The organism is Chryseobacterium sp. 2987 (genome assembly GCF_031456375.1).
GTDB classification, from domain to species: Bacteria; Bacteroidota; Bacteroidia; order Flavobacteriales; family Weeksellaceae; genus Chryseobacterium; species Chryseobacterium vaccae.
In genome coordinates this window covers 559,652-581,194 of the sequence record NZ_JAVDUN010000001.1, presented here as the reverse complement: position 1 = coordinate 581,194, position 21,543 = coordinate 559,652, and the positions used below count along the sequence as shown (strand labels likewise).

The window sequence follows — 21,543 nt, the reverse complement described above, 5'->3', positions numbered from 1 at the left end:
AGGATTAGTTTTCCGGCATTTCACTTATACCATCGTTGCACTATTTTATTTCAAGTCATTAAAAATCAATACAATACATTAACATTATTTTATTTCCTGAACAGTAAGTCTAATTTTCAAATGATAAAATTTTCAGATTTAACACTTTTTAAATTAATAATTTTCATTAATATCAAATAAATGATTGTTATTTTTTTTGGAAAAAGACTGGTTCTGATTTGCAATACTATAGCGGGAACATTATCAACTAAAACATTTCATGAGTAACCATAACCAAGCTGCTTTCTTTATTTCTTTCTGATGACAAGATCACCTTCTGACAATCTTATTTTCTCTCCGGAAATACTTACTTCAAGCCATTGGTCCGGATCATCAAATTCACAGTCGTTGATTATTCTGTAATCTGAGTATCCCGTATTGGAAACCGGGAGTTCAAAAACAGTTTCAACAGTTTCTTTTTTAATCCGATACTTTTCGAAAATATCAAGAAGATACAGGGTTTCTGACAGGTCTTTCTTCAACTGAATATTGGTTTCTTTATCTTTTCCTTCTGCAATGAAAGCATTCACAGAGTCAATTTCTTTGATGATAAACTCTTTTACGGTCATAGACTTTTATTTTATCCCGTTATTTTTCTGAGAGGAATTTATATTTATCAATCAGAATATCGAGAATTGCAACACAAAAATAATAAATTCCCCCAGCCAGCATATTGGTCAGAATATCCCTGTCTGAATACCACACCAATGAAATCATGGACAGCAATAAAACAAAGAACCACAGAAGCAGCTTTGCGGCAAAAACTCCGGCAGCCCGGAAAAGCATTTCGTCATCTTTTATGGTTCTGGATTGGATCAGGCACTGAATCACCGTAAGTATAGATCCATAAAGAAGTTCCTTCTGCTGATACAGATCAAAGGTATAGAAAAAGAGTGCTGGCCCAAGAAGGATCATCAGCCATATAAAAAATTTCAGAAAAAAACCTGCTTTCACCTCTTTAGAAAACATAAGCGTTGAAAAAATAAATAACGGATACACCATAAAAACCGAATACAACATATACTTATAAAGCAGAAGTTCTTCAGTCTCCGTTCCGTCTGAAAGCCAGAACATCCGGAAATACAAAAAAGAAAGGTACAATGAGTTTAATTTAAAGATAACCGAAACGTTTTTATATTTCATAATGAGTGGTGTTACAGGTGGATGAAAAGCAGATCTCTGAACTATTTTCAAGTGTTACAATTTATAAAAAAGAGAGGAAAAAAATGAGACTTCCTGTTCCTAATAAAAACGGGCAGCACAAATCAAGATCTGTACTGCCCGAACAAAAGCATTCTTCTTCATTCATCTCCTTCATCATTAATATAATAATAAAATCCCCTTTAATAAAAAACTCCTAATTTCTATTTTTCACAAGGATCCATCCCGAATAAGCTACAGGGGTCTTAGTCTCCGGTTCGGTCCAGGTGATTTCGTACCAGTAGGTTCCGCTGCTCACGGGAGTTCCGCCAATGGTACCATTCCATTTCAGGCTGTTATTTTTTTCCGAAGAAAATATAAGCTGTCCATATCTGTTGAATACATTGAATTTCAAATCTTTCAGGTAGCTCAGTTCACTGTAGTCCAGATCATCATTAATTCCGTCGCTGTTCGGAGTGATTGCGTTCACAAGATTAGGTACTGTAATCTGTATCTGTACCGGATCGCAGTTGAATGAATCTTTTACATAGAATGTATTTCGTCCCCGTGGAAGATCGGTAAATACATTGGAATCCTGCCATAGAATTCCATCTCTGGAATACAGATAAGGTGGCTCTCCTCCTTCTACTGTAATGGTTGCTGTATTGTTTTTAACATCAACCCGCTTAATTCTCGGGCTCGGAACAGCAACCACTCTCACCGTCTGCTTCGTCTGGCAGCCATCTGATGTAAGAATTACCCAATAATCTCCCACCGGCACATTCTGAATGGCTTGTGTAGTAGCTCCCGTACTCCATAAATAGGAAGTATAGCCAGGTCCTGCATCTAACTTGGTAAGCGCCAGAGGACAGATGTACTGATCCACTAAAAGAGCTGATGGTTTTGGCGGGATAACGCTCAGGGTTATTTTAGCATAATCAGAACAACCGTTCACTGTGGTGATCTTTACGTATACTGTTGCATTTGGAGAAATATAAGGATTGGGAGTTGTGATCTCGCTGGTTCCGTTAATCGCGTCATTAAGGGTCGGATAATATTTTTTCGTAACGGGATTGGTAGAAGTAACAATTGCTGTTGTCAGGTTAAAAGTCCCCTGACTTGGCTGATTGGGAACAGAACACCCGGAAAGCACCGCATCTATAACATCCGGACCACGATAATACTGAAGGGTAATCTTTGCATTAGCCGTACATCCCTCTACTGTAGTCACTTTCACATAAACCGTGGCAGGTAATGTAGCCGCATAGGCATTCGCCGGAATAATCTCTGCGGTTCCTGCATTCAGGTCTGCCAGTGTAGGGTAATATTTTTTAATGGCTGTAGCAGGTCCGCCCACATTAGCCGAAGTAAGATCAAAAATCCCGGATCCGTTAATATTACATGCACTTACCGTAGTATCTGTAAGAACCAGAGGCTGTACGGTAACATTCACTTTTACCTGTTCGCAATCTGTAAATTCCGGATCATTTCCACAGAATTTATACGTGAAGGTATCTGTTGTTGTTCCTGCATTGGCTGTATAAGTCAAGATACCTGTAGCAGGATCTATGGTTAAAGTACCGTTGGCAGGAGGCGTTATAATCTGTACACTTCCCGGAACCGGGGTCTGTGTTGAGTTGCTGAATGTTGGAGTAATCTGTGTAGGCATTCCGGCACCACAGGCATTAAGCGGTTTTACCGTGTTTGCCAGACAGGAATATACTTTATATGGATAAGTAGTGTACACACAATTTTCATTAGTGATAGACACTGTATAGTTTCCGCCTTGCGTAGGGCTAAAAGTATTGGCATTGGCTCCCGGAATAGGATTTCCGTTAAGGTTCCACTGGTAATGGGTAAAGCCGCTTTCAGCCTGTAAAACAATTCCCGGGGCGCAATCCCCGGAAGCTTTAGTGATTACCGGAACGGAACTGAATCCTGCAAAATAACCTCCGTAACCTAAGTTTCCGCTTCCTCCGGCAATTCCGGCAGTAACTGCTTTAGTGGAATTTACCGTGACATTTCCTGCAATATTGGGAATGGTATAGGAAACCCAATCAGTTGTTCCTGTCACAGGAAAAGGTCCCTGTGCAGCAGTAGTTCCCACACCATTTACGGTTACATTGGCTCCTGCCTGGGTAAGAATATTAAGCTTTACAAAAAGCGGTGGATTAAAAACAGCTCCATAAGGGAATTCGTCTATTTTCCCGATTTCATCAATGATTTTAGGTAAAAAACAGTTTAAAGGCGGGATATAATTAAATCCTTCCGTAGCATCATTATCTGCAGTACCGGATAAAAGCTGATAGGTATACACATTTTTACTTGTTTTGATATACATATTGAGATGAGAAGGTCCGTTTACCACATAACCGGAAGCTTTTACACGATAATAACCCCCTTCGTTTAATGTGGCAACAGGGGTAGGATTACCATTCAGCCAGACTTTGGTATCATTTTCGGTGGCTACAATAATAGCTCCTTCAATTTCAGGAAGAAGATTCCCCATTCCTTTGATCAGGACAAATTCATTTCCAAGACGTTCCACAGGAACCGACTGATCCATGATAATGTCCTCTCCGTTATAAGGTGGAATAAGCCCGAACTGGCCGCGGAAATTTCCATTGGTTACGGAAACCGGTTTTGTAGCTTCTATTCTGGCCCCGATAAATCCGTCCTTATTTCCGGGTCTGGTGGCAGATCCTGAAAATATGTAAGATTGCCCTTTGTTCAGGGTAATGGTGATCGTAGGTTGTGTAAGCCCGTTGAAATTATTAATGAACCAGGTGGTCATATTGTATCCTGAAACTTTAACCTGTGTATTGTCTTCAGTAGCCAGAACACCACAGGTAAAATTCAGGGTATTGGTATTATTCGTCAGCGGAGCATACACCGCATAAAATTTTGTCCCGATTCCGGCTTTACCTTTTGACGTCAAGATTTCACCATGATTAATTTCTGAAAATCTGTAGGTGGCAAAAAACGGAAGATCACCGTGAAGATAAAGTCCTCTGGTTTTTACACTCATGGCATCAGCCGGATTTTGTCCTAACATGAGATTGAGAGGAACATCAAATGTCTGAGGATTTCCTTTACTGATCGTAACGGTTCCTATTACCGCGTTATTATTGTAAATGGTAACAGGAAAAGGAACAGTACTGTCTGTAGATAAATATAAAGCCTGCTTGGGGCTTCCGTTCACAAGACTTCCGGCCATAGGGGCAAACCAATGATCCGTATCTCTCTGTGCCTGAATGGAAAGAGAGAATAGCAGCATAAAAATAAATAAGACCCTTTTCATAAATTATAAGGAGATTTTTAAATTAAGCAAATCATAACGGCCGTTTAATCAACCTTTTGCTGATGATATTGCGATGATTATTAATTATATTTTTTTCAGAGACTATTCTCTGTTTTTCACCAGAATCCAGCCGGTATATTTAATAGCTGTATTTTGTTTGTCAGATTCTTTCCATGAGATTTCGTACCAATAGGTTCCGGAAAGGATTTTCTTATTGCTGAATTTTCCGTCCCATGTATAGTTGTTGAAGGCTGTCCCTTTAAAGACATTATTCCCATACCGGTCATATACCGAAAAAGACAGATCTTTCTTGTACCGGAGTTCTGAATATGAAACCATATCATTAATGTTGTCTCCGTTCGGAGTAATGGCATTGATAATATTGATGACCATCATTTCTACCGCAACAGGATCACAGTTATAAGAATCTTTCACGTAAAACTTATGCTGTCCGTTTGGAAGGTTCCTAAATACATTGGAACTCTGCCAGTTGACATTATCCGTGGAATAGCTGTAAGGAGGCTTTCCTCCAATCACAGTAAGCGTAGCTTTTTTATTATCCAGGTCAATATTCTTGATTACGGGTTGAGCAGCGGGTGTTACAGACGCTTCATACTTGCTGAAGCAGCCATTATATCCTACAATCACCCAGTAATTCCCGATTCCGGCATTGGAGATGGATTGTGTGGTAGCTCCTGTACTCCATTCATACGACTGGAATCCAGGTCCGGCATCTAATGTTGTTGTCTCATTAACGCAGATCACCTTGTCGGTAATCAGTGTTGGAATCTGGGGAGGCATTACCACTTCAAATACAGGGGTTGTCCTAGGAGGACAGTTCCCACCCACAGATACTGTCACGGTATAATTTCCTGCTTTAGTCGGAGAATAGGTATTAGTAGTCGCTCCCGGAATAGGATCTCCATTGAAGTTCCATTGGTAAGAAGCATAGCTGTCATCCACTTCCAGAATCATTCCCGGAATACAGTTTCCATTCTTTTTGGCAATAACGGGAATGGAAGAAAATCCTGCGAAATAACCACCGTAACCCACTGCCTCATGCCCTGCCGCAATACCAGCAGTCACCGCTTTGGTAGACTGTACGGTAATATTACCTGTCACATTTTCTAGAGAATAGGTCTGCCAGTTTGAATTTCCTGTAACAGGATAGGGTCCCTGAACTCCAGACAATATTGTTCCGTTCACAGATACCGTTGCCCCGGATTCTGTAATGATATTAAGCCTGACTTTGGGGTCAATATCCGTGAAATAAGGCAATGTATTGATAAGACCTATTTCATCTATTTTTTTAGGAAGGAAACAGTTAACCGGCGGAATATAATTGGCTCCGCCAGTATTATAATATGTTCCCGAATTACCACCGGACATCAGCTGATAGACATAGATTTTTCCGGTACTTCTGATCCGCATATTATAATGTCCGCTAAAATTCTGACTGATAAATGATGTAGATCCGATACGGTAAAACTGTCCTTCATTCAGGGTAGCAATTGGAGTTGTTTCATCATTTACATACACCTGGGTATTGTTTTCTGTAGCTACAACGACGGCTCCTTCCAGCTCATAAGAAATCGGTGCCATCCCCTTCATTACGATATACTCATCACCTAATCTTTCTACAGGGATAGACTGATCCATGTAAATATCAAGCCCTCCTGCTCCATTTCCAATCAAGGTATGCTGTCCGTTAAAGTTCCCATTGGTTACAGAAACCGGTTTATTGGCTACTATTTTAGCTCCGATAAAACCTGTTAAATTAGCAGCTATATCTCCATCTCCTTCTATAATATATGACTGTCCCTTATTTAATGTGAAAGTCATCGAGGGAGTATTAGTTCCGTTGGTTCCATTGGAAAACTGAACGGAAGGTTTGTATCCGGAAACCGTCACAGTGGTATTGTCCTCAGTAGCCAACACACCACAGGTAAAGTTAAAGCTTGCATTGGTAACCGATAATGGGGCGTACGCTGTATAAAACCTCGTCCCGATTCCGGCTTTGCCTTTAGAGGTCAGAATTTCTCCATGCTTATCCACTGAAAATCTGAATGTACAGAAGAACGGTTTATCTCCTTTTACATAAAGGCCTCTGGTGGTAGTGCTGAATGCTCCTGACTGAGCATCTGTCATCATAAGATCTTTTGGAACATCATACGAAACAGGATTTCCTTTACTGATGGTCACTGTTCCTAAGAGCATATTGTTATTATAGATACTTACAGAAAACGGAACGGTGGAATCTGTTGATAAAAACAAAGCCTGTTTATTCGTATCCGTAAAATAACTTTGCTTCATAGGAGCAAACCAATGTTCAGTATCCCTTTGTGCCCACACAGAAAAGGAAAAAAAGAAAAATATAAAAAATAATATTGTCTTTTTCATATGCTTTTTTACAGTTAATACTATTTTGTAATGATTATTCTCTGTTTTTCACCAGAATCCAGCCTGTATATTTAATAGCTGTATTTTGTTTATCGGATTCTTTCCATGAGATTTCGTACCAATAGGTTCCAGAATGGATTTTCTTATTGCTGAATTTCCCGTCCCATGTATAGTTGTTGAAGGCTGTCCCTTTAAAGACATTATTCCCATACCGGTCATACACCGAAAAAGACAGATCTTTCTTGTAGCGGAGCTCTGAATAGGAAACCATATCATTAATGTTGTCTCCGTTCGGAGTGATAGCATTGATGATATTGATGACCGTCATTTCTACCGCAACAGGATCACAGTTATAAGAATCTTTCACGTAAAACTTATGCTGTCCGTTTGGAAGGTTCGTAAACACATTGGAAATCTGCCAGTTGATATTATCCGTGGAATAGCTGTAAGGAGGCTTTCCTCCAATCACAGTAAGCGTAGCTTTTTTATTATCTAGGTCAATATTCTTGATTACGGGTTGAGAAGCGGGTGTTACAGACGCCTCATACTTGCTGAAGCAGCCATTATATCCTACAATCACCCAGTAATTCCCGATTCCGGCATTGGAGATGGATTGTGTGGTAGCTCCTGTACTCCATTCATACGACTGAAATCCAGGACCGCCATCTAATGTTGTTGTCTCATTAACGCAGATCACCTTGTCGGTAAGCAGCGTTGGAATCTGGGGAGGCATTACCACCTCAAATACAGGAGTGGTTTCAGGAGGACAGCTCCCACCCACGGATACAGTTACGGTATAATTTCCTGCTTTGGTTGGAGAATAGGTATTAGTAGTCGCTCCCGGAATAGGTTCTCCATTGAAGTTCCATTGGTAAGAAGCATAGCTGTCATCCACTTCAAGGATCATTCCCGGAATACAGTTTCCATTCTTTTTGGCAATAACAGGAATGGAAGAAAATCCCGCAAAATAACCGCCGTACCCTACTGCATCGTCTCCTCCTGCTATTCCTGCGGTTACCGCTTTGGTAGACTGTACAGTAATATTCCCTGTCACATTATTGACGGAGTAAGTCTGCCAGTTTGGATTTCCTGTAACGGGATAAGGTCCTTCTGTGCCCGATAAGGTTACTCCATTTACAGATACCGAAGCACCTGCTTCTGTAATAATATTCAGTTTAACCGCAGGAGTGAAAGTGGTATAATAAGGCATAATATCAACCATACCGATTTCATCTATTTTCTTGGGAAGAAAACAGCTCAGTGGCGGAATGTAGTTGGCTCCTGGGGTAATATCACTCCTTGAGGTTGTTCCTGCCATCAGCTGATAAACATAGATCTTTTTGGTACTTTTTATCCGCATATTATAATGCCCGCTGAAATTCTGGCTGATATATCCTGTAGAATTTATTCTGTAGGATTCACCTTCATTCAGGACGGCAACAGGAGTCGTCTCATCATTTAAGAAAACCCGGGTATTGTTTTCTGTAGCCACTACTATAGCTCCTTCCGTGTTCTCTGCCAGGAGAGCCATTCCTTTCATCAGTACATATTCATCGCCAATACGTTCTACAGGAATAGACTGATCCATCAGGATATCACCTCCGTTATTTGAACCAACAATCTGCCCATTGAAATTCCCGTTGGTAACTGTTATGGGTTTTGTAGCTTCAATTTTAGCCCCGATAAACCCAGTCTGATTCCCGGGTATATTTCCTAATCCATCTAAGATATAGGACTGTCCCTTATTTAATGTAAAAGTCATCGAGGGAGTATTGGTTCCGTTGGTTCCATTAGAAAACTGAACGGAAGGTTTATAGCCCGAAACCGTTACTGTGGTATTGTCTTCGGTAGCTAAAATGCCACAGGAAAAGTTATATACTGATGAGGATATGGTAATAGGCCCATAAGCTGTATAAAACTTTTTACCGATTCCTGCTTTTCCTTTGGAAGTCAGAATTTCAGCATGTGCTTTTACAGAGAACCTGAATGTACAGAAAAAGGGTTTCTCTCCTTTTACATAAAGACCTCTGGTCGTTGCCTTAAAAAGTTCAGTCTGAGAATCGGCAATCATCAGTTCCATAGGAATATCAAATGTCTGAGGATTTCCTTTACTGATCGTAACCGTTCCTATAGCTATATTGTTATTGTAAATGGTAACAGGGAAAGGAACAGTACTGTCTGTAGACAGGAACAAAGCCTGTCTGTCATTATTACGGTTGAGCCTTGACATCATAGGGGCAAACCAATGTTCGGTATCTCTTTGCGAAAAAAGATCATTGCTGGCAAAGAGAAGTAATAAAAAACCAAACAAAAGCTTCTTTGAAAAGGCTGACCATTGCTTTGTATGATAGAATATTTCTTTAGGGATCATTAAAATACTTTTGTTTTATAATAAAAAAGGGGTATAGCTTTCATCATCCTCCTTATTCGCTTTCAGAATAAATAATAAGTCCTGGTCATCAGAATAAAAATCTGCCATGAAATGCAACGGGATGAGTTCGCTGCTAATCATGGCAGAGACAACATATTTATTTTTTGACTGCTTTTATGGTTTTGGAGGTACCATCCATCATGATTAATCTGATCATGTACACCCCAGCATTAAGCTCTTGTAATGAAATTGTTTTCTCAGGAGATCTCAGTTCTTTTACCATTTTTCCTGAAGCATCATACACCACTACAGACTTCAGCTTTATCTCTCCCGAAATTGTAATGACATCCGTAAACGGATTAGGATAGATAATAATATCATGTTTTGCCGTTACTTCATTTACACCCAAAGCAACAGTAGGTGCCCAGGATACATCATCATAATAATAGATCACGTTTCCACCGTCGGCGAAGGTGGTGAATATGGCCAGTTTTGCATTGGTAGGAACCGTATTAGGAACTGCTACCACATATTCGCTTGCTCCTGTATAAGAGGTATTGGTAATATTTACATCCTGAATAAGTACAAATGAGTTAATGTCCGTTGGATTTGTCACATAACCAATTTTCATTTTACCGGTAGCCGCACTGCAATACGCTCTGAACTTTAATGAGTGTGTTCCTGCATTAATATTGCTCAATTCAGGTAAAACGGCCATAGAAGACCCTGTAACTGGTCTCTGGAAAACCTGTTTAGTCCCTGAATAACCACCACTATAGGCATCAACGTTTACAATCCCGCTTCCTGTAGTCAGTCTTCCCCAACAAGGCACATTGGCAATTGATCCGTTATTGTAAGCTTCAAAGTTTTCAAAAAGAGATGTTTTCGGAGCACACAGCGTAAGTACGGATGCAATATTTGACCAGGTACTCTGATCTGTACTGCTGCATCTTGACCTTACCCAGATATAATAGGTTGTCGCAGAATTCAATCCCTGCAAGGTATAAGAATTTGCAGTTGTTCCTGTTACATTGGGAGGTGTTGTTGACGTTGGGGGTATATTGCTTGTACTGTAATAAATATCATACCCTGAAGCAGGCGCAGGTACAGCAGCTGTCCATGAGATATCCGCTCCTGAACTGGTCGCGTTGGATAAAACAATATTCCCCGGAGTAAAGCAGGTTGGTTTGGGTTCCCAATACATATTATCCCAGTATATGATGGTGTTGGGTACTCCTCCATGTCTTACAGCCAGTCGTGCATTGGCAGGCACCGTGTTCGGAATGACTACCGAATATTCATAACCATCCATCGTTGTATTGGTCATGGTAACAGACTGAATATTCACAAAAGACGATGCATCTGTATCATTGGTAACGTAACCTACATCCAGCGTTCCGGTTCCGCTGCTTACCTTGGCTTTAAACCTCAGCCAGTGGGTTCCCGCATTGACATTACTGAATGCCGGAAGCACTGCAATAACGGTATTGGCAGCACCATTTGCATATTGGTACATTCCTTTTGATCCGTTCACCCCCACTGTGTTGTTAATGGATTGTGTACCATTTCCTAAAATAATCTTATCCCAGCAGTCCAGATTGTAAAGAGTTCCAGTGGTTCCGCTTTCAAAATCCTGAAACATAGAAGTCACCGGATTACATTTCGTTTTAAATGTTCCTCTTAAAGACCATGCACTTTTACTGGATGCACTGCAAACAGATCTTACATAGTAATAATAGGTAGTAAATGCATCTAATCCGCTGATAGAAGCAGAAGTTGCTGAGCTTGCTCCCGAAGCTGTAGCGGAAGCATCAGGAGCCGCTGCAGAAGAGGTATAATAATATTCGTAACCATTTCCGGGTGCCGTGGAAGGAGCCGTCCACGAAATAGAAGCCGTACTCGTTGTTATATTATTTGACGTAAGAGAAGAAGGCACAAAGCAGGTTGGAGCTGCAGGTTCAATTTTCAAGCTGAAATCTACAAAGTTGCCATTGTTACCAGCATTAGGTCCACAGGGATTAGGAGAAGTAGTAAGCGTTGTTCCCGTCTGTACTCTTATCCTGTAAATACCCGGTGCCAGCGTTGGCGGAACAAAAAACTGATCATCAACTGTTGAGTAGCCCGATACTCCTATCGGATTTTCATAAAAATCATTAAAATCTCCATTCGCATTCCAGTCTACCCATACAAGGGCTTTGGTTCCGTTTCCTGCAAATTCCAGATGTACCTTTACCGTACTTCCTGGATATGAGGTTACTGTATGACTTGCGGAATTATCCACATAAGCCTGGTAAGCCGCTGCATCATAATATAATGCCCCCTGATCCGAAAAAACAGCGTTTTTCAGATAATACGTGGAGTTTGTTCCTCCACTGACAGGAATACAATAGGTCTGTGCATTCAGTGATAAAAACGGAAGAAGTAAAATCATCCAAAATAACAGGTAATGTTTTCTCATGTTTTATTTTGTTTTGTTGTTAGTCTGTACTGTCTGAAAATTAAAAGGATGGAATTGTCATAGAAAAATGACCGATCTGTCCAAAAGCGGTGAAAAAAGTATCACCGCTTTATGATGACAGACAACCTATTTACTTTTTAACTGCTTTTATGGTTTTCGAAGTTCCGTTCTTCATGATTAATTTAATCATGTACACTCCTGAGTTAAGCTCGTGTAATGAAACTATTTTTTCAGAAGACTGTATCTGTTTCACCAATTTCCCTGAAATATCATATACTGAAATCGATTGTAGTGCTACCTCTCCTGAGATAGTAATCGTATCTGTAAACGGATTAGGATAAATAACAATATCATGTTTTGCTGCTATTTCACTCACTCCCAAAGCAACAGTTGGTGCCCAGGATATATCATCGTAATAATAATTAAGATTGGCACCATCTATAAATATGGCAAGTCTTGCATTAGCAGGAACCATATTAGGAACCGCTATGCTGTACTCACTCGCTCCTGTGTAGGATGTATTGTTAATATTTACATTCTGAATCAATACAAATGAAGCGATATTCGTTGGATCAGTTACATATCCGATGTGCATCACCCCTGTATTTGCGCTGCAATAAGCTCTGAATCTCAGTGAATGTGTTCCTGCATTAATATTACTCAATTCAGGTAAGATAGCCATAGAAGATCCTGTAACAGGTCTCTGCATAATATGTTTTGTTCCTGAATAAGCTCCTGTTGCGTTGATATTTACACTTCCTGTTCCTGTAACCAATCTTCCCCAACATGGAACATTTGTAATAAGACCGGCATTATAAGAATCAAAATTTTCAAAGAGTGCTGTTTTCGGGGCACAAAGTGTTAATGCAGAAACAATATTGGTCCATGCACTCTGGTCTGTGGTGCTGCATCTTGCTCTTACCCAGAAATAATAGGTTGTTGCAGAGTTAAGGCCTTGCACTGTATAAGGATTTGCCGTTACTCCGGTTGCATTTGGCGGTGTAGAAGCATCAGGAGCCGTATTACTTGTACTGTAATAAATATCATATCCTGATGCAGGAGCTGGTGTCGGAGCGGTCCAGCCAATAGTAACAGAGGCACTGGTAACACCTGATAATACTACGTTAGACGGAGTTATGCATGTTGGCTTAGGCTCCCAATAAACATTATCAAAATACAGACTGTTGTTCGGAACACCAGCGTTTCTTATGGCCAGTTTTGCATTGGCAGGAACTGTACTCGGAATAACTACCGAATATTCATATCCGTCATATGCTGTATTGCCTACACTTACTGACTGAATGTTTACAAAAGTAGAAGCATCCGTATCATTGGTAACATATCCGATATCCAGCAGACCTGCTGCACTACTCGCCGTTTTTGCTTTGAATCTCAGCCAGTGAGTTCCCGCATTTACATTACTGAATGCCGGAAGGACTGCAATTACAGCATTGGCTGTACCGCTGGTATTCTGGTTCATCGCTTTTGTACCATTTACACCAGCTGTACCACTAATAGCCTGATAACCAGTCCCTGTTATTATTCTCTCCCAACAGTCTACAACGTAATTCGCCCCTGCTGTCGCATTTTCAAAATCTTCAAACATATAGGTCATAGGGCTGCATTTTGTTTTAAATGTTCCTCTTAATGACCATGCACTTTTACTGGATGTACTGCAAACCGATCTTACATAGTAATAATAAGTGGTAAAAGGATCCAGTCCACTGATAGAAGCAGAGGTTGCTGTACTTGATCCCGAAGCTGTCGTAGAAGCATCCGGAACAGTTGGAGAAGAGGTATAATAATATTCGTAACCACTTCCCGGTGCTGTGGAAGGAGCTGTCCAGGAAATAGAAGCTGTATTCGTTGTTACATTATTTGAGGTAAGAGCGGAAGGAACAAAGCAGGTTGGAGCAGCCTCAATTTTTAAGCTGAAGTCTACAAAGTTTCCATTGTTACCGGCATTAGGTCCACAAGGGTTGGGTGCAGTATTAAGGTTTGTTCCCGTCTGTACCCTTATTCTGTAAATTCCCGGAGCCTGTGCAGGTGGAATAAAGAATTGATCATCCACAAAGGAATAAGCAGATGTTCCTATTGGATTTTCATAGAAATCATTAAAATCTCCATTGGCATTCCAGTCTACCCATACCAGAGATTTGGTTCCGCTTCCTGCAAATTCCAGATGTACTTTCACTGTTCCTCCGGGATAGGAAGTCACGATATGGCTCGCAGAATTGTTTACATAAGCCTGATAGGCTGCTGCATCATAGTAAAAGGACCCCTGATCTGAAAAAACAGCATTTTTCAGATAATAGGTGGAATTTGTTCCTCCACTGGCCGGGGTACAGTACGTCTGTGCATTCAGCTGTAAAAACGGAAGAAGTAAAATCATCCATAAGAGGTAATGCTTTCTCATTTTTTATTTTTTTAGAGTTAAGAATGTATTGTTCTGTTGAAGAATTTATGATCATCAATAGGATCTTATTCATATCATTTACCCGGATTCTGTTATCTTAAAAAGAACAGGAGGCATTAAGCTCCGGAGTTTATCTATTTATTAAACCATCACGGAAACACCATTGTTTTTTTTACAACTATAACACCGGATAAGTATGATAATTTCATTAAAATCTCCAGATAAGTCTAATATTTTCAATCAGCGTAAAGGTTTAAACAATATTAGCGTTATATTTGCCTCTTATAAAGAGATTGGCTTGCAGAATTCATTCATTTTACAAGAATTTAAAATGCAAAAATCTAATAATCAAACAGTTGAAAAACAACCCTTAAAAAAGGCAAATGCCAGGAATATCAAAGGAAAACAAGCAGAAAAGAAATAATCTGCTGCAAAAAATACTGAAAAGTAATGTCTGGATATTATTTTTCATCGCCTTGTTCCCTATTTTTATTGGCGGGCAAACCGGTCCGGATTTTAGCATTTCGACGGACAAAGCTTTTCAGAAATTGTATCAAAATCCGGAGGATTGTATCAGCTATTCACAGAGTCTTCTGATCAGTGATAAAAATCCTGAGCATAAAATTATTCTCAGAAAAATCATTTCACAGGCTTATGCTCTCCAGGGAAATTATGTTCAGGCGGTGAATATCTCCAATCAAAAGGAAGATGAAAACCCAAACGAAACCCTCTCCCACTTTATCCAGCTGTTCGGGGATTATAATCTGGCCGACCAATATCAGAATCTGGGACTATACGGACAGTCTCAAAAAATAATCACCAGGGTTCTGGCTGACCGTGAGCTTTTAAAAAGCAGCCATCTGAAAGAAAGGATGACTATTGCCAAACTGTTTCAGCTGCAGGCCATCAACTCAGGAGTTACCCGTAATTATAATACAGCGCTTCAGCTCCTTGATAAAAGTGACCGGTATCTCGACGGAAATAATGAAGAAAACCGGATTATAAGCCAAGAAAATATCATCTTCCGTGCTACTTTTCTGATGAGGATTAATAAATTGGAAGAATCAAAAAAATTGCTGGACCTCGTAATACAGGATATTGAAAGCCATGGAAATGATGCTTTTCTCGCCGCTTTTGCGTATGAAAGTATATCCCGTTATTTTTTCATGAAAGAAGATTATACAACTGCTGTAAAATATCTTGATGAGGGTTTCTCAAAGATTGAAGGGCTGCCTTATCACGATATGAAAGTTATTTTTTACGAATTGTTTGCCAAAAATTATCTGGCTCTCAATAACGATGAAAAGTATCATTATTACAATAACCTTTATACGGAGCTGAAAACCAAAATTGATTCCAGTAAAAAAGAGGGAATACAGTATATTGTAAAACTGGTTGAAAACTACCATCACAAAGACATTGAATTTCAGAGACAAAGCAAACTCAGCCAGTTCAAAATTATTACTACCGTTATCCTTTTCTTTATTATAACAGCAGGAGGATATTTTTTATATGAATCTGGAAGAAGTAAAGACCTGAAAAAGCAGCTCGTATTTTTTGAAAAGCTGAAAGAGAGGGAAAATGCAATACCCCTTAAAACAGAAGGTCCGAAAGATGAACCCCAAAAGGTAAATAAACCTCAGGAAAAAGATCCGCCGAAAATTTCCAAAGAAAAGGAAGACGAAATTCTTCAAAAGCTGAAAGAATGGGAGCAGACAGATAATTATCTGAACAAGAATATGTCTATTTCGGTCCTTTCTGCGCAGACTGGGATCAATACAAAGTATCTGTCGGAGGTCATTAATAACCATAAAGAAAAAAACTTCAATGGCTACATTAACGAACTGAGAATTAACCATATTGCGCATTTGCTAAAGACCGACCCCGCTTATCTCAATTACAAGGTAAGCTATCTTGCAGAGCATTCGGGATTTTCTTCGCACGGTGCCTTTACAAACGTTTTTAAATCTATAACAGGGATGTCTCCTAATACCTATATCCAGGAAATCATTAAAAATAAAAGATTATGAAACTAGCGGCCAGAATTTTCCTGTTTATAATACTGTTCTGTCAAGGCTTGTTGTTTGGGCAGAACATTTCTGATGATTCCCTGATCAAAAAGGCTAACCAGGAGATCTACAATAATCCGGACAATGCAATCAGTATAGGAAAAAAACTACTTCAAAAAGAGAAAGATGTTAATAAATCCATCAGAATCTACCTGCTTCTGTCCACGGCAGAAATTGCCAAAAGAAACTTTGATGAATCACTCAGACATATTCTAAAAGCCAGAGAACTGGTTCGGAAAACCAATGATCCCAAGGTACAGACCACCTTCTTTATTTCGGCTGCCATTCAGTTCCAACAAATGGAGCTTTATAGTAAAAGCCTTGAAACACTGGATGAAGCAGACGAATATCTGGCCAGACTTCCCGAAGGGCTTTCTTTTAAATATTTTGAAACTGCCAGAAGCTATGCTCTGCGGGGAATGATCTATAAAAGCCAGTCCAATCCTGAAATTGCACTTCAGGAATTCTTAATTGCCGTGAAAAACTTTGAAAAGGTGAAAGAAAAGAAGACCACCTTTTTTAACCAGAGTATCATGTATTATAATATTGGATACTGCTATCTCAATCTCAACCAGCCTGAAAAAGCAGAGCCTGCCTTTATGAGATCGATGGATTTTGCTGGCCTGATCAAAGCCAAAAGTCTGGAGGCTTTTGCCTTAAAAGGATTGGCTGAAGTACACAAACAGAAGCACCAGAATCAGGCAGCTCTGGACCTGCTGCTTAAAGCACAGAAGCTGGGAGAAGAATCAGGAGATCTTACCCTGAATGAAGGAATTTACAAAGAAATGGCAGATAATTACCTGGCGATGGGAGAACAGAACCATTATCAGAACTACAGCAAAAAGTATATTGAAACCCGTTTTAAAAGGGAACAAAGCGAGCTAAGTTCCATTAACCATGCCATTGATGCCCATACCATAGAAACCGAAAAAAAGAACAGTGAGCTAATCTCCCATTATAATTATCTTATTGCTATTTCAATGGTAACAGGATTGGTTATTCTCAGCGTGCTTATTATGATGATTTTAAAAATAAGAAGGCGTAATAAAAATGATCAGAAAGAAATTCAGAAGCTTCTCAGATCTTAGATTAACCTGAGCCCGGGCTTTTGATCCTTCAGAAACGTTGTTTTCTGCTATTAACAATTACGGTTTCTGGCATTATTTTAGCTGATAATAAAACTATAACAGCGCTGCGGTTGACACCGTACCTTAAAAATCCATCATTATGAAAAAGATTTTAACAGCCACTGTTTTCATTTTATTAACAGGATTCATTGTTTCCTGTAATTCTGTGAAAACGTCTGAAAACGGAAGTACTACCACAGCTGCGACATTTAAATCAGGAAAATATGCAGGGAAAACGCCCTCCGGAAATGTAGTTATTACGTTCAAGCCGGATCAGACTTTTACTCTGCAGGAAACTATACCGGGGAGTACAGATCCTATGTCCAGCACCGGCACATGGAAATATGATGAAGGCTCTAAAAAAATAATTCTCGCTTATAAAGATATTGCCGACAGGGTAACAACATTCTCCATCGTTAACAGCAAAACGATCCAGATGAACAGCGGAAGTGCCTGGACTACACAGACATCAGGCTCCGAATACAATTTAATTTTACAGTAAAATAATAATTAGATTTTTATAAAACACCCCAGGAATACTTTTTTAGGGTGTTTTCTATTTTTAAGGCTGCGTTGAATTGATGTTATCAGTACACCTCTCCTTGTTGCTTATTTTCTGTATTAAAATCCTGTTCTTCAGTTTTGCAGAGGATTTTTCAATAATTAATCTATAAAACAGTCCTCCTGCAATACAGCCTGACAGGCAAATCAAAAGACTTAGATTATCTGAAGACTGAATATTCAGCTTTTCAAGAAGAAACTGGACCATATGAATAATTCCCTTATGAGAAAGGTAAACCGCATATGACAATCCGGCCAGCTGGGATGTAATATAAGATTTTGTTCTGAACAGGAATGAAGTTTCCGAAACCGCAGCCATCACGATTATACCATAGCTCAATGCCACAAAAGTAAATCCGAATATAGAAGCCATTTCTGAAACCTGATCTCTGCAAAACCAAAATGAAAGGGATAACAGTACAACTCCCAGTACAAAAAGTAGATTTCCGTTATGGTGAACCATTCGTTTAGTCTTTGTTGAATGATTCATCAGAAAACCGACAAGAACTCCAACCGCAAGACCATCCAGCCGTGTATGGGTAGGATAATAAATATTCATATACCAGTTTTTCCAGAAATCTGGGGAATCAATAACCGGAATAACATATTCCTTCCAAGCTATAACCCTGGCTGTCAATGAAAAAACAATAAGCAACATACATAATAGTACCATATGCCTGAATAATCTTGTTTTTTGAGTAATCAGAAGCAGCAAGGGAAGGAAAAAGTAGAACTGCTCTTCAATACATAAAGACCATGCATGGGAAAACGTTCCCCTATTGATAACATCCAGGCCATAGTTCTGGGTAAATGTGATGAATTTCCAGAAAGAGGATAATGCTTCTCTTTCCCGGAAAAAAGGAATACAGAAATACAGGAAAAGCGTAAAAACATAGGGAGGAATGATTCTGAAGAAACGTTTGGTAAAGAATGTTTTTAAGCTAATCCTTCCCTTCTTTTCTATTTCTCTGAACAGCTGACCTGATATGAGAAACCCGCTGAGCACAAAGAACAGATCAACGCCCGTCCACCCGAATTGTCCGACAATATCAATCCATTCCGGATGTTTAAATGCGCGGTAATGATATAGTAATACCAATGCGATAGCCAATGCCCGCAGGTGATCCAATCCATGAAGTTTGTCTGATGAGTTTTCTATAACCATTTTTCCTGCAAATATGCGTTTGCCTGAAACTCATTTTTAACAGAAACTGCAGATAACAGGCTAAGACAGGCAGACGGTTGGATATGTTGTCTGGATGACAATCTCTGCCTTCCATCATCAATCTGAATATTTTGACAGGAATTTCACCCATCTTGTATCCGGATTTTATATTTTTGAAAATAATGAAAGCTGCATCAGAAAATCCCCTCAAAAAGAACCTATATTTTCAGTTTTTCTTCTGGACTGCCTTATTTTTATTCGGAACAGCCAGAAGTTACAGTGAATACGAAAAGGGAGCATTCCATAATTTGATTATTTATAACTTTTGCCACTGGATTTTTCAGATCGCAGGAGCCAATTTCATTTATTATGTTCTGGTCCGTAAATTCCTTGACACTAAAAAATACCTTCAGTTTTCCTTATATTTTCTAATCTGCATTTATCTTATTTCTGTTGTGAACAAACTCTTCATTGTTTATGGAGCTGAACCTTTTTTCATGAAAATTCCGCAAGACAGCCTGATCAGTATTTTTACAGACATTGGGTATCTTTTACCACATTACAGCTTTCCGATTGTCAGCGGGACATTTATGTTTACGGCTGTCATGTTTTTTATACGATATAAAGACGAAAAGGAAAACACCCTGATATTACAGAAAGAAAAAGCAGAACTGGAACTGAAATCTTTGAAATCCCAGCTAAATCCTCATTTTCTGTTCAATACGCTGAATAATATCTATTCCCTTTCATTAATCGGATCTGAAAAAACATCAGAATCCATCAATCGTCTTGCTCATATTTTTGACTATATTCTATACAAAGCTCCTAAAAATCAAATTCTTATTTCGGAAGAGCTTGCGGTTATTGGTGATTACATTGCACTCGAAAGTCTGCGTTACCATGAAGGAAGACTAAAGATCACCCAAACCATACAACCCGACTGTACAGGAATTATTCCTCCTTTGATTTATCTTACTTTGGTTGAAAATGCATTCAAACATAGTTCTGCCACAGCTTACGGACAGACAAAAATCAGAATAGAAGTACAGATGGAAAACGGGTATTCAATATTCAGAATAGAAAACACCTGCCAAAGTAACAGGAATACAGCTGAAACTCAGGGAATCGGTTTACAGAATATTGAACAGCAGCTCCGGCATCATTATCAGAGTCAATTTGTATTCAATGTTTCAAAAGAAAACAATATTTTTAAAGCTGAAATAAAAACTCCTCCGGCCTATGATTAACTGTATCATTGTAGATGACGAACCTTTAGCCTCTTCCCTGCTGGAAAAACATATTGCCATAATCAGCAGCCTCCAATTGATTGGAAAAGCAGAAAATGCGATGGAAGCCTATCAGTTGCTGCAAACAAAATCAGTAGACCTGATGTTCCTGGACATCGAGATGCCTCATTTAAACGGAATTGATTTTTTAAGGTCTCTTTCTCATCGGCCTAAAATAATTTTCACTACTGCTTACCGTGATTTTGCGCTGGAAGGTTTCGAATTGGAAGCCGTAGACTATCTTCTGAAGCCCATCACTTTTGAACGTTTTTTCAAATCTGTGGAACGTATTTTAAGGGATAAAAAAGATTCTGAAGAGGATTTTATTATTTTCAAAACAGAAGGAATGAGCCGGAAAATTTCAGTACGGGAAATTATTTATTTTGAAAGCCAGGGAAATGATGTAAAAACATTTCTAACCAATAATGAAAGTTTCATTTCCAAAAACAAGATGACAGATCTGGAAGCAGCTTTATCTGATAAAGGTTTTATTAGAATCCACAGGTCGTTTATGATCAATTCCAATTATATAACGGCTTTTAGCAATCAGGAAGTTGTACTGAACCCTTATACGGTTCCTGTAGGAAGAAGCTACAAAAATGAGTTCGATGCTTTTATTGCGAAGCTTTCTGAGAAACGTTTATTATAAAACGTAGCATTATTGAGGGATTACAGCAAAACTTAAAGGTATTTTTATATATTTAGTGAAAATTTTAGAAGCAAAAAATATCCTGTTTTACAAAGCTACAGTGGGATTTTATACAATAGTTTAACATAGGGAAATAAGCTGAACTGACACCCTCAAACAGTAGTAAGCATTAGTTAAAGCAAAAAAACAAATGATGAGAAATTTTAAATACTAAAATACACTGATAAAAATTTCCTCAACATTAATAGAATAGAGGTTTATAATTAAATTTAATGTTTCTGTAAAGAAGATGCCAATGCGGTGAGTATTGGCTTTTTTACTGATCTTAAAAACGATATATTCCCGTAGTGCAGATAATATATTAATTTTTTATAGATTTTATTCTAAATTATCATTACACACATTAAACACTGTATATAAATAACTTACATCACAAACAACCCTATTATATTACTAAGCTGGCCGAATAGTAAAATTTAACTTTTCACCCATAAAAACCTGATTTTCAAAGCAGTGACCATACGAAGACATACATAACATCTATGCGCAAGCTCCTATGGA

General features: G+C 39.0%; 15 protein-coding genes. 6 read left to right on the top strand and 9 right to left on the bottom strand.

Annotated elements, in window-relative coordinates:
* Positions 1–287: 287 nt before the first annotated feature.
* The 8 genes from J2Y40_RS02605 to J2Y40_RS02570 all read right to left on the bottom strand — a co-directional run bounded on the left by J2Y40_RS02605 (position 288) and on the right by J2Y40_RS02570 (position 14,125).
* On the bottom strand, positions 288–608 hold the full coding sequence (locus J2Y40_RS02605) for a hypothetical protein (RefSeq protein WP_153393934.1): 321 nt from the start codon (positions 606–608) through the stop codon (positions 288–290).
* 19 nt (positions 609–627) lie between these two features.
* Positions 628–1,182, bottom strand: coding sequence for a hypothetical protein (locus J2Y40_RS02600; protein WP_153393936.1), 555 nt, complete (start codon positions 1,180–1,182; stop codon positions 628–630).
* 214 nt (positions 1,183–1,396) lie between these two features.
* Complete coding sequence (locus J2Y40_RS02595; protein ID WP_309996623.1) at positions 1,397–4,480, bottom strand: T9SS type B sorting domain-containing protein; 3,084 nt, start codon at positions 4,478–4,480, stop codon at positions 1,397–1,399.
* Positions 4,481–4,582: 102 nt separating this feature from the next.
* Positions 4,583–6,880: a T9SS type B sorting domain-containing protein gene (locus tag J2Y40_RS02590; RefSeq protein WP_309996621.1), complete on the bottom strand. Its 2,298-nt coding sequence runs from the start codon at positions 6,878–6,880 to the stop codon at positions 4,583–4,585.
* Between the two features lie 34 nt (positions 6,881–6,914).
* Entirely contained in the window at positions 6,915–9,251 is a 2,337-nt protein-coding gene (locus tag J2Y40_RS02585) for a T9SS type B sorting domain-containing protein (protein WP_309996618.1), read from the bottom strand.
* 15 nt (positions 9,252–9,266) lie between these two features.
* A complete protein-coding gene (locus J2Y40_RS02580; RefSeq protein WP_262885772.1) occupies positions 9,267–9,392 on the bottom strand; it encodes a hypothetical protein in 126 nt (41 codons plus the stop codon).
* 16 nt (positions 9,393–9,408) lie between these two features.
* Entirely contained in the window at positions 9,409–11,709 is a 2,301-nt protein-coding gene (locus J2Y40_RS02575) for a fibronectin type III domain-containing protein (RefSeq protein WP_309996613.1), read from the bottom strand.
* Between the two features lie 130 nt (positions 11,710–11,839).
* Entirely contained in the window at positions 11,840–14,125 is a 2,286-nt protein-coding gene (locus tag J2Y40_RS02570; RefSeq protein WP_309996610.1) for a fibronectin type III domain-containing protein, read from the bottom strand.
* A gap of 196 nt (positions 14,126–14,321) precedes the next feature.
* Between J2Y40_RS02570 and J2Y40_RS02565 the strand changes: the two genes are divergently transcribed.
* The 4 genes from J2Y40_RS02565 to J2Y40_RS02550 all read left to right on the top strand — a co-directional run bounded on the left by J2Y40_RS02565 (position 14,322) and on the right by J2Y40_RS02550 (position 17,823).
* Complete coding sequence (locus J2Y40_RS02565) at positions 14,322–14,549, top strand: hypothetical protein (protein WP_309996608.1); 228 nt, start codon at positions 14,322–14,324, stop codon at positions 14,547–14,549.
* Positions 14,509–16,155: a helix-turn-helix domain-containing protein gene (locus tag J2Y40_RS02560; RefSeq protein WP_309996604.1), complete on the top strand. Its 1,647-nt coding sequence runs from the start codon at positions 14,509–14,511 to the stop codon at positions 16,153–16,155. Before J2Y40_RS02565 ends, J2Y40_RS02560 begins: the two co-directional genes overlap by 41 nt.
* Entirely contained in the window at positions 16,152–17,282 is a 1,131-nt protein-coding gene (locus tag J2Y40_RS02555) for a hypothetical protein (protein WP_153393952.1), read from the top strand. The genes J2Y40_RS02560 and J2Y40_RS02555 overlap by 4 nt, the downstream gene beginning before the upstream one ends.
* A gap of 139 nt (positions 17,283–17,421) precedes the next feature.
* The gene (locus tag J2Y40_RS02550) at positions 17,422–17,823 is read left to right on the top strand and encodes a copper resistance protein NlpE N-terminal domain-containing protein (protein ID WP_153393954.1); all 402 of its coding nucleotides are present in this window, start codon (positions 17,422–17,424) and stop codon (positions 17,821–17,823) included.
* 60 nt (positions 17,824–17,883) lie between these two features.
* Here the strand turns inward: J2Y40_RS02550 and J2Y40_RS02545 are convergent, their stop codons facing one another.
* A complete protein-coding gene (locus J2Y40_RS02545) occupies positions 17,884–19,047 on the bottom strand; it encodes an acyltransferase (protein WP_309996599.1) in 1,164 nt (387 codons plus the stop codon).
* Between the two features lie 182 nt (positions 19,048–19,229).
* On the opposite strand from J2Y40_RS02545, the gene J2Y40_RS02540 reads away from it, so the two are divergent.
* Both J2Y40_RS02540 and J2Y40_RS02535 read left to right on the top strand, forming a co-directional pair.
* Complete coding sequence (locus J2Y40_RS02540; RefSeq protein WP_309996596.1) at positions 19,230–20,294, top strand: histidine kinase; 1,065 nt, start codon at positions 19,230–19,232, stop codon at positions 20,292–20,294.
* Complete coding sequence (locus tag J2Y40_RS02535) at positions 20,287–20,982, top strand: LytTR family DNA-binding domain-containing protein (protein WP_153393958.1); 696 nt, start codon at positions 20,287–20,289, stop codon at positions 20,980–20,982. Before J2Y40_RS02540 ends, J2Y40_RS02535 begins: the two co-directional genes overlap by 8 nt.
* Positions 20,983–21,543: the final 561 nt, after the last annotated feature.

Excerpts from the sequence above, each read along its gene's own strand:
- J2Y40_RS02605 (WP_153393934.1), bottom strand. The coding sequence starts at position 608 with ATGACCGTAAAAGAGTTTATCATCAAAGAAATTGACTCTGTGAATGCT.
- J2Y40_RS02600 (WP_153393936.1), bottom strand. The coding sequence starts at position 1,182 with ATGAAATATAAAAACGTTTCGGTTATCTTTAAATTAAACTCATTGTAC.
- J2Y40_RS02595 (WP_309996623.1), bottom strand. The coding sequence starts at position 4,480 with ATGAAAAGGGTCTTATTTATTTTTATGCTGCTATTCTCTCTTTCCATT.
- J2Y40_RS02590 (WP_309996621.1), bottom strand. The coding sequence starts at position 6,880 with ATGAAAAAGACAATATTATTTTTTATATTTTTCTTTTTTTCCTTTTCT.
- J2Y40_RS02585 (WP_309996618.1), bottom strand. The coding sequence starts at position 9,251 with ATGATCCCTAAAGAAATATTCTATCATACAAAGCAATGGTCAGCCTTT.
- J2Y40_RS02580 (WP_262885772.1), bottom strand. The coding sequence starts at position 9,392 with ATGATTAGCAGCGAACTCATCCCGTTGCATTTCATGGCAGATTTTTAT.
- J2Y40_RS02575 (WP_309996613.1), bottom strand. The coding sequence starts at position 11,709 with ATGAGAAAACATTACCTGTTATTTTGGATGATTTTACTTCTTCCGTTT.
- J2Y40_RS02570 (WP_309996610.1), bottom strand. The coding sequence starts at position 14,125 with ATGAGAAAGCATTACCTCTTATGGATGATTTTACTTCTTCCGTTTTTA.
- J2Y40_RS02565 (WP_309996608.1), top strand. The coding sequence starts at position 14,322 with ATGATAATTTCATTAAAATCTCCAGATAAGTCTAATATTTTCAATCAG.
- J2Y40_RS02560 (WP_309996604.1), top strand. The coding sequence starts at position 14,509 with ATGCCAGGAATATCAAAGGAAAACAAGCAGAAAAGAAATAATCTGCTG.
- J2Y40_RS02555 (WP_153393952.1), top strand. The coding sequence starts at position 16,152 with ATGAAACTAGCGGCCAGAATTTTCCTGTTTATAATACTGTTCTGTCAA.
- J2Y40_RS02550 (WP_153393954.1), top strand. The coding sequence starts at position 17,422 with ATGAAAAAGATTTTAACAGCCACTGTTTTCATTTTATTAACAGGATTC.
- J2Y40_RS02545 (WP_309996599.1), bottom strand. The coding sequence starts at position 19,047 with ATGGTTATAGAAAACTCATCAGACAAACTTCATGGATTGGATCACCTG.
- J2Y40_RS02540 (WP_309996596.1), top strand. The coding sequence starts at position 19,230 with ATGAAAGCTGCATCAGAAAATCCCCTCAAAAAGAACCTATATTTTCAG.
- J2Y40_RS02535 (WP_153393958.1), top strand. The coding sequence starts at position 20,287 with ATGATTAACTGTATCATTGTAGATGACGAACCTTTAGCCTCTTCCCTG.